This window comes from Microbacterium sp. HA-8, assembly GCF_046111165.1.
In the GTDB taxonomy this organism is placed as follows: Bacteria; Actinomycetota; Actinomycetes; order Actinomycetales; family Microbacteriaceae; genus Microbacterium.
The window spans coordinates 338391-351534 of record NZ_CP162025.1 but is presented as its reverse complement, the minus strand read 5'-3'; the positions used below and the strand labels follow the sequence as shown (position 1 = coordinate 351534).

General features: G+C 69.2%; 16 protein-coding genes. 6 read left to right on the top strand and 10 right to left on the bottom strand.

All coding sequences use genetic code 11. The features are described from left to right. Positions 1-2: 2 nt before the first annotated feature. From AB2L57_RS01655 to AB2L57_RS01615, 9 genes are all read right to left on the bottom strand, one after another. On the bottom strand, positions 3-377 hold the full coding sequence (locus AB2L57_RS01655; protein ID WP_100812144.1) for a hypothetical protein: 375 nt from the start codon (positions 375-377) through the stop codon (positions 3-5). Continuing rightward, the gene (locus AB2L57_RS01650; protein WP_146048048.1) at positions 374-772 is read right to left on the bottom strand and encodes a pilus assembly protein TadE; all 399 of its coding nucleotides are present in this window, start codon (positions 770-772) and stop codon (positions 374-376) included. Before AB2L57_RS01650 ends, AB2L57_RS01655 begins: the two co-directional genes overlap by 4 nt. Positions 773-822: 50 nt before the next feature. After that, positions 823-1242, bottom strand: a complete 420-nt coding sequence (locus AB2L57_RS01645; RefSeq protein WP_100812146.1) for a TadE/TadG family type IV pilus assembly protein — start codon at positions 1240-1242, stop codon at positions 823-825. Between the two features lie 174 nt (positions 1243-1416). Then, positions 1417-2301: a hypothetical protein gene (locus tag AB2L57_RS01640; protein ID WP_100812147.1), complete on the bottom strand. Its 885-nt coding sequence runs from the start codon at positions 2299-2301 to the stop codon at positions 1417-1419. Beyond that, entirely contained in the window at positions 2298-3176 is an 879-nt protein-coding gene (locus AB2L57_RS01635; protein WP_100812148.1) for a type II secretion system F family protein, read from the bottom strand. Before AB2L57_RS01635 ends, AB2L57_RS01640 begins: the two co-directional genes overlap by 4 nt. Then, complete coding sequence (locus AB2L57_RS01630; protein ID WP_157813996.1) at positions 3173-4786, bottom strand: CpaF family protein; 1614 nt, start codon at positions 4784-4786, stop codon at positions 3173-3175. Before AB2L57_RS01630 ends, AB2L57_RS01635 begins: the two co-directional genes overlap by 4 nt. Then, complete coding sequence (locus AB2L57_RS01625) at positions 4779-5630, bottom strand: hypothetical protein (RefSeq protein WP_100812150.1); 852 nt, start codon at positions 5628-5630, stop codon at positions 4779-4781. The genes AB2L57_RS01630 and AB2L57_RS01625 overlap by 8 nt, the downstream gene beginning before the upstream one ends. Before the next feature lie 6 nt (positions 5631-5636). Continuing rightward, the gene (locus AB2L57_RS01620) at positions 5637-6239 is read right to left on the bottom strand and encodes an SAF domain-containing protein (protein WP_146048049.1); all 603 of its coding nucleotides are present in this window, start codon (positions 6237-6239) and stop codon (positions 5637-5639) included. A 210-nt stretch (positions 6240-6449) separates the two neighbouring features. Then, a complete protein-coding gene (locus AB2L57_RS01615) occupies positions 6450-7202 on the bottom strand; it encodes a sigma factor-like helix-turn-helix DNA-binding protein (RefSeq protein ID WP_409047905.1) in 753 nt (250 codons plus the stop codon). Between the two features lie 312 nt (positions 7203-7514). On the opposite strand from AB2L57_RS01615, the gene AB2L57_RS01610 reads away from it, so the two are divergent. From AB2L57_RS01610 to AB2L57_RS01585, 6 genes are all read left to right on the top strand, one after another. Then, positions 7515-7859 (top strand): hypothetical protein, encoded by a 345-nt coding sequence (locus AB2L57_RS01610; protein ID WP_198519600.1) that lies wholly within the window; start codon positions 7515-7517, stop codon positions 7857-7859. Continuing rightward, positions 7856-8671: a hypothetical protein gene (locus tag AB2L57_RS01605; RefSeq protein WP_100812154.1), complete on the top strand. Its 816-nt coding sequence runs from the start codon at positions 7856-7858 to the stop codon at positions 8669-8671. Before AB2L57_RS01610 ends, AB2L57_RS01605 begins: the two co-directional genes overlap by 4 nt. Further along, on the top strand, positions 8668-9711 hold the full coding sequence (locus AB2L57_RS01600) for a ParB N-terminal domain-containing protein (RefSeq protein WP_100812155.1): 1044 nt from the start codon (positions 8668-8670) through the stop codon (positions 9709-9711). Before AB2L57_RS01605 ends, AB2L57_RS01600 begins: the two co-directional genes overlap by 4 nt. Positions 9712-9776: 65 nt before the next feature. Beyond that, on the top strand, positions 9777-10415 hold the full coding sequence (locus tag AB2L57_RS01595; RefSeq protein ID WP_181003452.1) for a hypothetical protein: 639 nt from the start codon (positions 9777-9779) through the stop codon (positions 10413-10415). Positions 10416-10423: 8 nt separating this feature from the next. Next, entirely contained in the window at positions 10424-11563 is a 1140-nt protein-coding gene (locus tag AB2L57_RS01590) for a M23 family metallopeptidase (protein WP_181003453.1), read from the top strand. Continuing rightward, on the top strand, positions 11560-11850 hold the full coding sequence (locus tag AB2L57_RS01585; RefSeq protein ID WP_258034439.1) for a DUF6112 family protein: 291 nt from the start codon (positions 11560-11562) through the stop codon (positions 11848-11850). The genes AB2L57_RS01590 and AB2L57_RS01585 overlap by 4 nt, the downstream gene beginning before the upstream one ends. Before the next feature lie 95 nt (positions 11851-11945). Here AB2L57_RS01585 and AB2L57_RS01580 read toward each other — a convergent pair. Then, a protein-coding gene (locus AB2L57_RS01580; protein ID WP_100812122.1) for an IS3 family transposase occupies positions 11946-13111 on the bottom strand; the annotation gives its coding sequence in 2 pieces (ribosomal slippage) (positions 11946-12824 and positions 12827-13111; 1164 coding nt in all). Positions 13112-13144 lie beyond the last annotated feature (33 nt).

Here is a 13144-nt window from a genome sequence, read left to right as displayed (position 1 = left end):
CCTTAGCCGCTGATCAGTCGTGCGGAGGCGGTGGCCTCGGCACGTAGTGTCTCCAGGCCCGGGAAGACCGCGAAGATCGTGTCGTAGCTGGCGGTTACGGTGACCGTGACAGTGTTTGCGATCACGGACGCCGACCCGGACTCGCCGGCGGCGGCGATGTATTCGAGCGCGGCGGCTCGTGCTGCGGTGACATCGATCGCGACAGCGCCGGTGGCGACGACGTGGCCAGACACGGCGTTTGCGCCTACCCGTGCCGCGTCCTGGGCGAGGGTCATTGCGCGCTGCTGGGCGAGGATCTGCCCTCCTCCGTCGACGACCCAGGCGATCACCACGACGAGGGCGAGGACCGCGGCGGCGACGTAGCTGCTGGCCTTCATGATCGTTCACGGTAGCGATCGACCGGGTTGGTACCGGTGGCGGTCATGGAGGTGGTCAGGGGCGCGTCAGCGAGAGGCAGATCGACGAGTGCGATGGTGCAGGTGATCGTCACGCTCACGATTCCGATCTCCCCCAGCGGCGCACGTAGTCCGGATGGGTCGACGTCGACGGTGAGAGTCTGGCACGACACGCCGTGGGCATCGATCGCTCTACGGGCGGCATCGTCACCCTGAGTGGCGGCGGTGTCGGGGTCGCGCAGCAGTGAGATCTCTCGCGCTGCGGTGGCCGCTGCCGCGTGCAGACTCGTCTCGGTCTGATTGATCCATCCGAACGAGATGGTGAAGCCGAGCAGAATGATCACGCCGACCGCGAGGACGGCGGTTTCCGCGGACATGTCCATCTCCCCCCGCTGCCGTACGTGCGAGCCGAAGAAGCGCCGAACGGTCATCCCGTCCACCGTTCCACCGGACCCGTGTAGGTGCCGTTGACATCCAGCCAGACCCAGCCGGGGATGATCCCGGGAGCCTGGCCGGTCACAATGACGGTCAGCTCGGTGGGTGTCAGCTGAACGTCGACGCTGGCCGCGAGGAGCTCGCCACGACGTGAGTCGAGGAATGCGGTCGCGGCCGCATCCCCGTCGGACGCGGATGCGTCCAGTCCGTGCGCACCGTTGAACGCGACGGTCGCCGCGGCCTGGGCGACCTGGGCGGCGTGGAAATAGAACCCCAGCTGCAGGCCGGTGAAGGTGAGCAGCAGCAGGAACGGATACAGGAGTGCGGCCTCCGCGACTCCTCGTTGTCGCCGACCGCGACCCAGCAGCCGCGCCCACGCGGAGTTGGGCGGCGGGCGTGTCGGTGCGCGCATGTCTCAGCCGATGACGGGGTTCAGCGTCCCGGTGGCGAACGCCGTGATCAGCGCGACGACGACACCGGCCAGCAGGATGCCGCCGACGAGCAGGACTGCTCGGGTGGGGATCTCATCCATGGTCTCTTCCTCTCATCTCTTCTTCTATTGGTGATGCGTCATGCCGCACCGGGGTCATCTCGCGATGATCGCCATCACCGCGGGGGTCATGAACAGTCCTGCGAGGACGAAGACCGTGAGCGCCAGCGGGGGGCCGATCTTCACGCTCTGGGCGTTGGCTTCTGCGTGCGCCTGGCTGACGATGGCGTTGCGCAGCGCGTCGCCGGCTCCGCGCAGGGAATCGGTGACGCGTGCGCCGTCGCCGGCGAGGCGCATGATCCGGGAGGCGTCCTGCAAGGCGGGGACCTGGATCTGCTCAGCGAGTCGTTCCAGCGCGTCCCATTGGGTCTGTCCGGTGTACTCGGCGAGAGTGAGCTCTTCGCGTATGCGTCGGAAGACCCACGAGTCGGCGACGCTCGCGGCATTGGCCATCGCGCGGGCAGGTCCGGTCGCGCCGTCGCTGAGCTCCACGGCCACGAGGCCGACATATACGGCCATCGCGCGGGTGAATTCGGCCCGGGCACGCCGCGCGCGGGTGCGCACCTCGGCGTCCGGGCTTGTCCAGCCGACCACCGCGGCGACCACGGAGATGGCCATCCAGATCCACAGCGGCAGCACTGGGAGGACCAGGTTGATGAGCGCGCCCAGCAGCAGCGGGACCAGCAGGCCGACAGCGGCGCCCAGGACTTTGCGGTAGAGGAATGCCGCAGGTGGCATCCCGATCAGGACGAGGTCGGCGGCCGGGATCCGGAAGCCGGGCGCGTCGGGGAGGTGGCGGTGCGCCCACTCGCCGATGATGCTGGGTGCATCCCGGCGCGACGGCGCATCCGGGCGGGTCGTCGTTCCCAGGCGGGTCAGCGCCGAGGCGACGTGGACGTGACGGGGGGCGAGCGCGCTGACGAGCACCGCCGCCCCGCATCCGACCAACAGGCCGGGCAACGCGAGCATCCACCAGCTCATCGGTCCGGCTCCTTCGACGCGAACAGGCGTGACGGGGGGCTTTCCCGCAGGATCGCGCGCACCCACAGCAGCAGGCCGATGTAGCAGGCGATCCAGAACGCGAGCATCGCCTGCCCGATCGGTGTCGCGTAGCCGGCGAACTGGCCGGAGCGGCCGAAGAGGGGAAGGACCAGGACGACGCCCACGGTGATGAGGGTCACGATGCGCAGGCTCTGCCGCGGCTTCGCGCGGTCCGCCTCGATGGCACGGCGCACGCGTGCCTCGGCGGCCATCTCCTCCGCGAGCGCGTCGAGCGCTCGTGGCAGGTCGCCGGCGCGTTTGCGTGCCGCCTGGATGAGGTGGGCGGTGACCTTGTCCGCGGCGGGGTCGGCGAGGTCGTCGGCGAAGGCGCGCAGGGCGTCCTGGGTGTCCCACCCGCCGCGGAATCGGGACACCAGGGTGGCCACGGTAGGGCGGATGTTCTCCGCGGTCGCGGGTAGCGACAGTTGGATGACGTCCTCCACGCCGAGCGTCCCGGTCTGCACGAGCGCGGCGATGTTCCGCGTCCACGCCGCCAGAGCCTCCGTCAAGGTCAGTCCGCGGGTACTGGGCTTGACGAGCACCTCGGGGAGGAACAGGAACCCGGCCGGCACCGCGACCAGGGCGACCGGCCATCCCGAGATCAGCCACGTCGCGATCCCGACGACCACCCCGGCGACAAGACGCCCCCGCTGCCGGCTCATCCCGCGGACAAGTCCCCGTGCGCGGTCGACGACCCGCATACGCGCGGGCGTGGTGTCGCTGCGCGGGGCAGGGGCGGTCAGCGACCCGTAGAGGATGAAAGCGACGCCGCACAGGGCGACAGAGATGGCGAGCACAGTGAGCAGGTGTGTCATCGTCTCCCCCCGGTGTGGAAGAACCCGTCGGGAAGTCCCACGCGCTCGAGCTGGGTCCGCAGCGTCGGGGTCGGCTGCGTGCCGGTGAAGGACAGCTCGCCCGCGTCCGGGTCGTAGCGCATCAGCGCCTGGGCCAGCGGCGGGCCCTTCTCTGTGGTGGGGGCGGTGACCTCGGCGATCTCGGTCACGATGTGCCGGGGAGCCGTGCCCGGGGCGGTGACCTCCCGCACCTGCACGATCAGGCGGATGTGCTGCTGGATCAACCGCAGCGGATAGTAGTCGTTGGTGAGGTTGCCTTCCTCGATGATGAGGTTCGCGAGACGGAAGATCGCGTCGGAGGGACTCTCGGCGTGGATGGTGGCCAGCGATCCCCCGCCGATCTGCATCGACTCCATCATCGCTTTCACCTCCGCGCCGCGGACCTCACCGACCAGCACCCGCTTGAGGTTGTGGCGCAGCGCGTCTTTGATGGCCTGCCGCAGCGAGTATTCCCCGTGGGTTCCCTCCCCGGTGCCTTCGCGCATCTGCAACGGCAGCACGGCGACGTGCCGGTGGGGCAGCTTGTGCAGATACAGCTCGTATTCGGTCTCGACGGTCGCGATGAGCTCATCTCGGGGGATCGCTGCGGCGCAGGCACGCAGCAGCGTGGTCTTGCCGGCGCCGGGCTCGCCGGAGATGAGCACGTTGCGTTCCGCAGCCACGGCCGCGGTGAGCAGGCGCGCGGCGGGACCGGTGAGAGTGCCCAGGCGGACCATGTCATCGAGGTCGACGTCGACATGGTTGTGGATGCGGATCCCGGCGGAGGGCTGGGTCGCGACCGAGGACGCGAGCAGGTTCAGACGCGCCCCGTCGAGATCGATGCCGACCGACGCCTTCACATCGGAGAACTCACGGTGCCGCTTCTTCGCGATGTTCTGCAGCAGCCGCATCAGCTCCGCGTCGTTGCGGGCGATCGGCGGTTTCAGCGCGTAGCTGCCGTCCTGGTATCGGACGATCACCCTGTCATGGCCGAGGATGTTGATGCTCTTCGCGCCCGGTTCGGTGATCAGCGGCTGCAGCCTCCCCCACCGGAAGATCTCGTTGAACACCGCCTCGACGTAGCGGTGCCGCTGGTCGGCTGACCAGTCGGCGTCCTGCCCGCGCTGCAGCAGCACATGACGGGTGACGTAGTCGTTGACCACGCGGAGGATGATGTCCTGGTTGTCGAGGTCCCGTTCGCTCAGCTCCGGTGACGCGGTGGCGGTGTCGAGGTAGACGGTCTCTCCCAGACGTACGGCGTCCGCTTGGGGGAGAAGCTCGCTGGCCGTCTTCTGCAGCAACTCGACGAGATCCCAGTCGACGACTCCGTCGGGATCGGTGCTGCTCGTGGTCCGCGGTCGGGGGCGGACAGCGACCCCTGCCGACGGAGCCATGGCGGCGGGGGCGATGAGCTCTGCCGACACTGTGCTCGCCTCCGGGAGGACACCGGGCTGACCGGGGAGGGGTGCAGGTTGAGCGGCGGCGAGAAGGTGGCGCGCCGCACGGGGCAGCTCACGGGTCGCGGTGTCGCGGAACAGCGGCAGCGAGGTGATGTCGGCGGGTGCCGGTTCGCGGCCGCGAGGATCAGCCATGGGATGCTCCCGCCTCGGCGGGCCACGGACGGCGTTGCGTGGTGAGCGGGTGGGACAGTTCCTGAACGAACCGGCGGACCGCGCGCTGGTACGAGCTTCTCGCATGCCGCTCGGAGATGCCGGCCGAGTATCCCGCCGCGCCGCGGGGAGAGAAGGGCAGGACGCTGATGACCTCCACTCCGACACGCTTCTCGAAGTCCAGCGCCTCGGTGCCGTGTCGGGTGGGCGAGGCGATGAGCAGCAGCCTCAGGTGCGAGTCACGGCCGAGGGGCGCCAAACGGGCACGGAGCTCGGAGATCCGCCCGATCGACCGGAACAGGTCGGGCAGATTCGCCCGGGCGACGATGACGAGACGGTCACAGGCCTCCAGCAGTGCCTGCCGGGGTTCGACCCTGTTCAGCCTGCCGAAATCGACGACCATGTCGGTGCCGAGCTCCTCCAGCTCGCCGCCGATCCCGGTCAGCGCGGTCCACAGGGAGCTGGTGCCGTCGGCGGCATCGAGGTTGTCGAATCCCGCCACCACCCAGAGGCGATGTCCGTCGCGCACAGACGGGTGGGGCAGATACGGATCCTTGGGGAGCTCGTGAATCGGCACAGACAAGGGCAGCGTCGGGTCGAGGAAGGCGTCGGCGGTGAGGTCGCCGCCAGTGTGCAGCAGCATCGCCTGGCTGAGGCTCCGCGAGTAGTCCAGTCGCCCGCGCAGCAGCCCGGGGAGCACGGCGCTGATGTTGGAGGTGTCGGCCTCGATAAACACCGCCGGTCTCGGCCACAGGAGGGCCGTTGCGACCGCGGACGTGGTGACCCCCGGAGAGCCGGCGATGGACGCGAATCCGACGATGGCCACGATGCATCACCCCACCGGGTCCAGGACGAGCGCGAGCGTTCCCGCCGCCGCGCGGCTGGCGAGGGACGCCGCGGCCGTGGTAGGCACCAGCACGTCGACGATAGTGAGAGTGCCGGTGTCGTCGGCGGCGACGGCGGCAACGATCGCCTCGACCGGGAGTGCGTTGGCGTCGGAGGTCGGGCGGCCACTCGCGTCCAGCAGCTGCGTGGCGACAAGGCGGACGTGGTCACCGGCGACGATGCGGCTCGCCGGCATCTGTCCGGGACCGAGCGGCACGCCGACCAGGGACTGGCCCGTGGGCACGCCGACCTCCTCCGCCGTGTTCGCGGTGGTCAGCAGGCTTCCCGCCGGCAGGTCGACGCTTGCGTACCGTCCCACGACGCGGGACGCGTCGTCGATCGTGAAGACATCCAGCGACTGGTCTCTGCCGATCTGCATCTCCCGGAGCATCGACGAGTCGATTGGTTCCCCTCGGAGCACCTCGCTTCCGGTGATGAAGACCGTCACGGAGTTGCCCGCCGAGGTCAGCAGCACGACGGAGGTGAGCGTGCCCACCACGACAAGGACGACGCCGGCCGCGATCACCGGCGCGCGGCGCCGGGTCCGCACCGGCGCCGGCGCGGACCGGTCCGGTTGGGCAAGTGGAGGAATTCGGTCCGTTAGGCCGGTTGCCTGTGTCATTGGTGCCTCCTGCTTACCCGTCCAGCTAGACGCGTCGGCAGGGCGGGAACAAGAGGCTCACGCCAGTCGCGGGAAATGCGACTGCATATCCCGCATGGGGAACGTCTGCCTGCGGCGATTCTTAGTGTCCGACTGCGCTCAGTCAACGTTGTGTCGGTTTGTTGCACGGGCTTGGTGCCACCCAGGTACGAGGTCAGCGGCCGCGATGTTGATTCCCAACCCCTCACCGCAGGCGGCGGCGGTAAGCCGGCGGCGGGCCCGGAATGCCCGTTTGCGGAGGGTGTCGTAGTCGACGGACATCTCGCTGGCGAGCTCCCGGTACCCCTCCCCGAGCACGTCGATACGCACGATGAGGCGGGCTTGGTCGGGGTCCAGGACTCCGGCTGCAACTGCCCACTCCAGCACAGCCTCCACCCGTGCGCCCGGGTCGATCCATTCAGGGGTGGGGCTTTCGAGCGGATGCGGAAGCAGGGCCGGGTCGAAGGGGATCTCCCGGGCCGGTGGCTCAGCGGCGAGAATCGTGCGCAGGATAGCCAGCACGAGCGAACCGCGGACGTGGTGCATGCCGGGTGTGACGCGGAAGGTGCGGATCACCTCCCAAGCGGCTCCGATCGCGACCGCGACGGCATCGGCGCCGGCAACACTGCGCACAGTGGTGCGGGAGAACGCGATGACCTTCGGCATCATCATCGCCAACAGCACCCGCTCCGCTTCAGGACTGCCCTGGGCGGCGTGCTCGAGCAGAGCGCGCAGGACTGCGTCCTGCCGGTCGGCCGAGCCGGCGCGCATCAGCGTCATCCACTCGTCTCCGGTGCCAGAGCCGAGAGCGCCGAGGTCGATGCATTCGCGCGAGTAGTGCTGCTCCCATTCCCGGTCCAGCTGGGCGGTCAAAGGGGTGATACGGCGTCGCACTTGTGACATGCGAGCTCCCATCTCGTTGAGGTGGTCTCGAGACTGCTCGGGGACGGTAGAAGCGCGTGTGGAATTGAGGGCTCGCCTCGTGGATTCGCTATGGGCGGTGCGGTGGAATCCCCGTCTCACCCGAGTGGAAAAGCCCCGATCAGCAGCGTCTTCAGGCGCTGCTGCGAAACCCGGCGAAATTGGCTTAGCCGCGGTCCCCATCGATGCCGATTCCGTACCTAGTAGAGGCAGCAGCGGCCGGGCCCGGCGCGGACGGTGCGGGCGAAGGGACGGTGATACCGGATGAGCGAGACCGAGACCATCGGTGAGGACATCGAGCGACCGCGGCATGACAGGCGGCGAGACTGGCGGGCGGGCGGGCGCCCCGCAAGGGGCGCCCGGACCCGGGAAGGCGTGTGGGTGGAATGGGTTCGCCCGACGGAACTGGGAACGCGGATGGCCGGGATGCTCGCCCGCAACGGTGTGGACCTGGACAGGCGCCTGCGTGCGGCATTGATGCAGGGACGGATCGAGGCGACCGACCGGCTGCGTCAGCGACTCGCCGACCGTCGCGCCCGTCTGAACGGAGCCGGCGACCTTGAGCGCCCCGAGGGCATGACCATCAAGCGGCCTGGTGTCGGACAATGAGCCTGACGAGGATCGAGCCGAGCGCGGCCGGGCGGGAGCATCGGGCGGAGGAGCCGTTCGCGTCCGCGGACGCGGTCCGTGGGGCGTTGCAGACCATCCACGCGGCCGGCCCCGTTGGGTGGCGCACGCTTCCGATCGCCACCGAGCTGCTCTCCTATGCACAGGCGCGGTTCGCCAGTCTGGCGAGGTCGTGGCATCGTCCCCCCGAGGATGCGGCATATGCCGCGTTCCTCGCGATGCGGGAGCCGGGCATCCTCAACGCGGACAGCCCGTGGGCAGTCGTGCGGAAAGCCGTCGCTCGAAACCTGATGGCCGAGACGCAGGGGGAACGTCATCTGCAGAGCCCGGAGCGGGCTAGGCGCCTGAAGAACCATCCCAACACGGTGCCGGTCCGCGCCGGGGACGACGAGACGCTGATGGAGGGGACGGAGGATGACGGCGGGGAGGTCAGCGACCGGATCGACGGGATCGTGCAGTGCGCGGCCGCGTACCTCGCTGTCGCCGGGTGGCCGGCGCTGGGGGCGGTGGGGGCGGCAGAGTATGTCTGCCAGCGGATCTCCGATCTCGGCTCCCAGGAGTCCGCCGTCGACGTGCTACGGCGCGATCATGCGTTCCGGCAGTTCCTTCAGTTGTCCAAACCCGAGTGGGCGGCCATGGTACGGCTGCTCGTGGGGGCCAAGGCCACCGCGGCATCCCCGGCCCGGCCGGGTCTGCTGGTCCGGGTGCTGTCCGGCGAGACGCTCGCAGAACTGCTCGGCGATGAGCGCCTACGTAGCCTCGCCCAGCAAACCCTGCCCGGAAGCCAGCCGTGACCGACACCGGCTTCGCCGACGTCGCCCCCTCGCGCATCGTGCGGGGATACCAGGCACGCCACGATCTCGGCGATCTGAGCAGCCTGCAGGAGTCGATCCGCGAACGAGGGATCCTGGAGCCGCTGACCGTGACCGCGGACTTCGTCCTCGTCTTCGGTGCCCGCCGTCTGGCCGCCGCCACAGCCCTGGGCCATGCCACGGTTCCCTGCTGGATCGCCCGCGGAGTCTCCGACAAGCTCAGCCACGTTCTCGCCCTGAAGGCATCGTTCGAGCAGCGCAAGGACCTCACTCCCACCGAACAGGCTGCGCTGTACGCCGAGTTGCGCGAGCTCGAGGCGGCTGAAGCGCGCGCCCGGCAAGCTGCGACACGTTTCGGCGCGCCCCGAGCCGCGTCCCGCGGTGGTGGCGAATCGCCACCACCGCGCCGGGGGAAGGCGCGCGAGAAGGCCTCGCGGACGATCACCGGCCGCAACTCCTATCATCAGCACGAGCAGGTGCTCGAGCTGCAGTCCCTGGCCACAAGCAAGGCCACCCCGGACTGGCTGCGTGCCCAAGCCGAGCAGGCGCTTGCGGAGATCGACCGGTACAGCAAAGTGCACGGCCCCTACCTCGAGGTGCGCACCGCGCAAGCAGCGCACTCGCTGCGCGCGCTTGCCTCTGACACGACAGCGCCGCCGCCGGTGCGCGCGGAAGCCGACGCCACCCTGCGGTCCCTGACACCCCGTGCCAGTGCGCTCTCGGAGGCGAGCAGGACGATCCGCCGGCTGGAGGAAGGCCAGCGGTCGGGATGGGCGGATGTGGACCCCCAGTCGCGTTCCCGGTTCGCCCGCGAACGCCTTCTCGCCATGATCGAGGACCACAGCTCTCACCTCGACCGGATCGATGCGGCATCGCTCTCACCGGTGCTCACCGTCGAGGACCGCCAACGGCTCACCGCGTTCCGTGACCTGGTCACCATCTTCACCGCAACCGTCCTCGAGGGCACCGCCCACGCCCCCACAAGTCCGCCGGCACCGCGACACGAAGCTGAGGCGAGCTGAGGCGAGTCCACGCCGACGCTCTTGCGTCCGCGGGGCAACGGGATGCCCAGACCCACCTAGGTCGTATGACCACACGGCCCACGTCCGGCGCCTCGATTCGGCGGCGTCGCATCCTCGTGTTGATCGTGGCCGCCGTCGGGGCCGCGAGCCTGATCGCCGCCGTCGCCGCCGGCTTGTACGGGCTGGGCCTGCCTGGGCCGGCGCCCACCGCCCCGCATCCCTCCCACACACCCGCGAGCCCGGCGGCTGCGACGTCACCCGCTGACCGGTTGGCGCTCGGCGTCGCCGACGCACTCTTCCGGTGGGACAGCATGCACGACGCCGGCCCACAACAGGCCGTCCAGCGAGTGTTCGACCAGGCAAGGCCTCCCGACGATGAGCGCGCCGGGCTGGAGGCGGACCTGGCAGGCTACCTTCCCACCGGAGACGCGTGGGACCAGCTGCGTGAGTTCCATACCCGGCAGGAACTGCATGTGCAGCGGGTGCGCACGCCCGCCACATGGGCTGGTGTCGACAAGACAGGCCTCCCCTCCGGCGTGGACGCGCGCACGGTGGAGGGTGTCCGCCTTCGCGACGGCTACGCGTTCGGCGCGGATGTCCGGTCGGAGCACACGGTGTCGTTCACGATCTTCATGGCCTGCCCGCCAGAAGGCGGACCGTGCGTCGCCCTTCGTGTGTCGCGGCTGAACGATCCGCTGCCCTGAGTGGCCCTATGAAGAAGATCCTTGGGCTCCTGCTCGTCGCGCTGCTGGTGCTGCCCGGGGTCGCGGTGACGGGAATCGCCACCGCCATCGCGCTGTCCCTGGCCGGCTGCGCACCGGGTCCCGGACCCGGTGCACTCTCCCCGGACGCCCCGGTTCCGGAGCAGGCCCGCCGCTGGGTGCATCTGGCGGCCACGACGTGCAGCGACATCCCCGAGGCATGGTTCGCCGCGGTGATGGCCCAGGAGTCGAGCTTCGACCCGAACGCTTACGCGGACGACGTCAACGGCGGCACATGGGGACTGTTCCAGATCAACAACGGTGTGTGGACGGCGACGTACGGGGCGCCGTGGAGCGCGGACCGCAACGGCAACGGAATCTGGGACGTGCGGGAACCGATGATCCACGCCGAGGTCGGAGCGCGGTACCTGTGCGGTCTTCTTGCTCAGGTGCGGCGGCTCCGAGAAGCGAACCCGGAGTGGCCTGCGGCGACCCAGCTCACCGAGCTGGAGGCGCTTGCGCTCGCCCACAACGCCGGGCCGGGGGCGCTGCGATGGTGGCCGGACGTCAGCGCGGGAGTGCGCTCCTACGTCACGACGGTCACCGACCGGGCCCTGGAATGGACCGCGCGGCCGGCTTCCAGCTCAGCTGATCCCCGCGCGGACATTCCCGAGACCGCCCGGGTGGTGATGCCCCTGGCCGAGGGGAGCTACAACGACAGCAGCCCATACGGGCTGCGAATCGACCCGTTCACGGGCGAACGACGGTTTCACTACGGCACGGACATGGGCGCAGCAGAGGGGACGCCGATCGTCGCCATCGCCGATGGGCTCGTCATCCACGCGGGATACCTGGCGGGATGGAACAACATCATCGTCATCGAGCACACCGTGGCAGGCGAACGGGTAGCCAGCGCTTACCTGCACATGTGGGACTGGGGCATCCATGTGCGGGCAGGAGACCGCGTCCGCGCCGGGGACCACATCGCCGATGTCGGTGCGGAGGGACGCGCCAAGGGCGCACACCTGCACCTGGAAATCCATCCCGATGGCTGGACCGCGGGCACTGTCGATCCCCTCACGTGGCTGGCCGCGCACGGTGCGGCAGCACACTCGGGGGCATCATCGAGCACCGCGCGGTGCGGTTGGTGACCGCCGCCGTGCCGCGCCCGCTGGACGTCTACCCCGACCTCGGGGCTCTCGCCGGACGGGAGGCGCTGCTGGATGTAGCCGGCGCACTCCTGACCATCGTTCTGGTGCTGTCCTGCCTGATGCTGGTCATCTGCGCAGCAGGGTGGGGGCTGACCCACTCGGCAGGGAACGTTCGAGGCATGATGCGAGCACGCACCGGTGTGCTGGTCAGCGTGGGTGCGGCGGCTCTGGCCGGCGCGATGAACGCCTGGGTGAGCTATCTGATCTCGGTGGGCGCTTCCTTCTGACGGCCGCATGTCGATGGTCTCAGGATGAGCCGGCAACAAGCTCCTGCCCGCTGCCAGCCAAAGGGTCTGCCGCACGGATAGGTGACGGGTTATAGTCACGCCGCGAGGGCGACGTCGGTGTTCATGATTGCTTCGTACTCGACCGGGGTCAAGCCGTGGAGCCGCTTCTGTCGGCGGCGTCGGTGGTAGGTGCGTTCGATCCAGGTGACGATGGCGATGCGGAGCTCGTCGCGGGTGGCCCAGGAGCGTCGGTTGAGGACGTTCTTCTGCAGCAGGCTGAAGAACGATTCCATCGCCGCGTTATCGCCCGCCGCGCCGACTCGGCCCATTGATCCGACCATCCCGTGATGGTGCAGAGCGCGGACCATCTTCCTCGCGCGAAACTGGGATCCTCTGTCCGTGTGGACCACGCAGCCGGCGACGTTTCCGCGCCGCGCGACGGCACTGTTGACAGCGTCGACCGCGAGACGAGCCTTCATCCGGTCGCTGATCGAGTACCCCACGATCCGGTTGCTGAACACGTCTTTGATGGCGCAGAGGTAGAGCTTGCCTTCACCGGTCTTGTGCTCTGTAATGTCGCTGAGCCAGAGCTGGTTCGGCGCGTCGGCGGTGAACTCCCGGCGCACGAGATCATCGTGGACCGGCGGGCCAGGACGCCGACTCTTCCCACGGCGACGCTTCCCGAACGCGGACCACCAACCGTTGTCACGGCAGATCCGCCATGCCGTCCGTTCCGCCATGACCTCGCCCGCGTCGCGGGCCTCGTCGAGGAGGAACCGGTAGCCGAACTCAGGGTCGTCGCGGTGCGCGCCGAACAACGCGTTTGCACGATACGCCGCAACGAGTTCAGCATCGGTGATGGGGGTTGCCAGCCATCGGTAGTACGGCTGGCGAGCGAGCTTGAGCACCCGGCACGTCACCGCGACGGGAATCCCGTCGACGGCGAGCTCGGTCACGAGCGGGTAGAGCCTTTTCCCGGCAGGTTCGCCTGCGACAAATACGCCGCCGCCCGCCGCAGCACCTCGACCTCTTGCTCCAGCAGCCGGATCCGCTTCCGCGCCTCCCGCAGCTCCGCACCCTCGGACCGGGTCACGCCCGGCTTTGTGCCCTCTTCGACCGCGGCACGCCGCAACCACTTCGTGAGGGTCATCGGGTGAACCCCGAAGTCAGTCGCGATCTGCTCGATCGTCACTCCGGGCTCGCGGCCCCGAGCGACGCGCACGACATCGTCACGGAACTCCGAGGGATAGGGCTTGGGCACGATGACATCCTTCCAGGGCACCCTCCCGGGCAA

Bases quoted from the DNA above. Each gene is read 5' to 3' on its own strand.
- AB2L57_RS01655 (WP_100812144.1), bottom strand. From the start codon at position 377: ATGAAGGCCAGCAGCTACGTCGCCGCCGCGGTCCTCGCCCTCGTCGTG.
- AB2L57_RS01595 (WP_181003452.1), top strand. From the start codon at position 9,777: ATGACCACACGGCCCACGTCCGGCGCCTCGATTCGGCGGCGTCGCATC.
- AB2L57_RS01650 (WP_146048048.1), bottom strand. From the start codon at position 772: ATGTCCGCGGAAACCGCCGTCCTCGCGGTCGGCGTGATCATTCTGCTC.
- AB2L57_RS01635 (WP_100812148.1), bottom strand. From the start codon at position 3,176: ATGACACACCTGCTCACTGTGCTCGCCATCTCTGTCGCCCTGTGCGGC.
- AB2L57_RS01645 (WP_100812146.1), bottom strand. From the start codon at position 1,242: ATGCGCGCACCGACACGCCCGCCGCCCAACTCCGCGTGGGCGCGGCTG.
- AB2L57_RS01590 (WP_181003453.1), top strand. From the start codon at position 10,424: ATGAAGAAGATCCTTGGGCTCCTGCTCGTCGCGCTGCTGGTGCTGCCC.
- AB2L57_RS01610 (WP_198519600.1), top strand. From the start codon at position 7,515: ATGAGCGAGACCGAGACCATCGGTGAGGACATCGAGCGACCGCGGCAT.
- AB2L57_RS01630 (WP_157813996.1), bottom strand. From the start codon at position 4,786: ATGGCTGATCCTCGCGGCCGCGAACCGGCACCCGCCGACATCACCTCG.
- AB2L57_RS01605 (WP_100812154.1), top strand. From the start codon at position 7,856: ATGAGCCTGACGAGGATCGAGCCGAGCGCGGCCGGGCGGGAGCATCGG.
- AB2L57_RS01640 (WP_100812147.1), bottom strand. From the start codon at position 2,301: ATGAGCTGGTGGATGCTCGCGTTGCCCGGCCTGTTGGTCGGATGCGGG.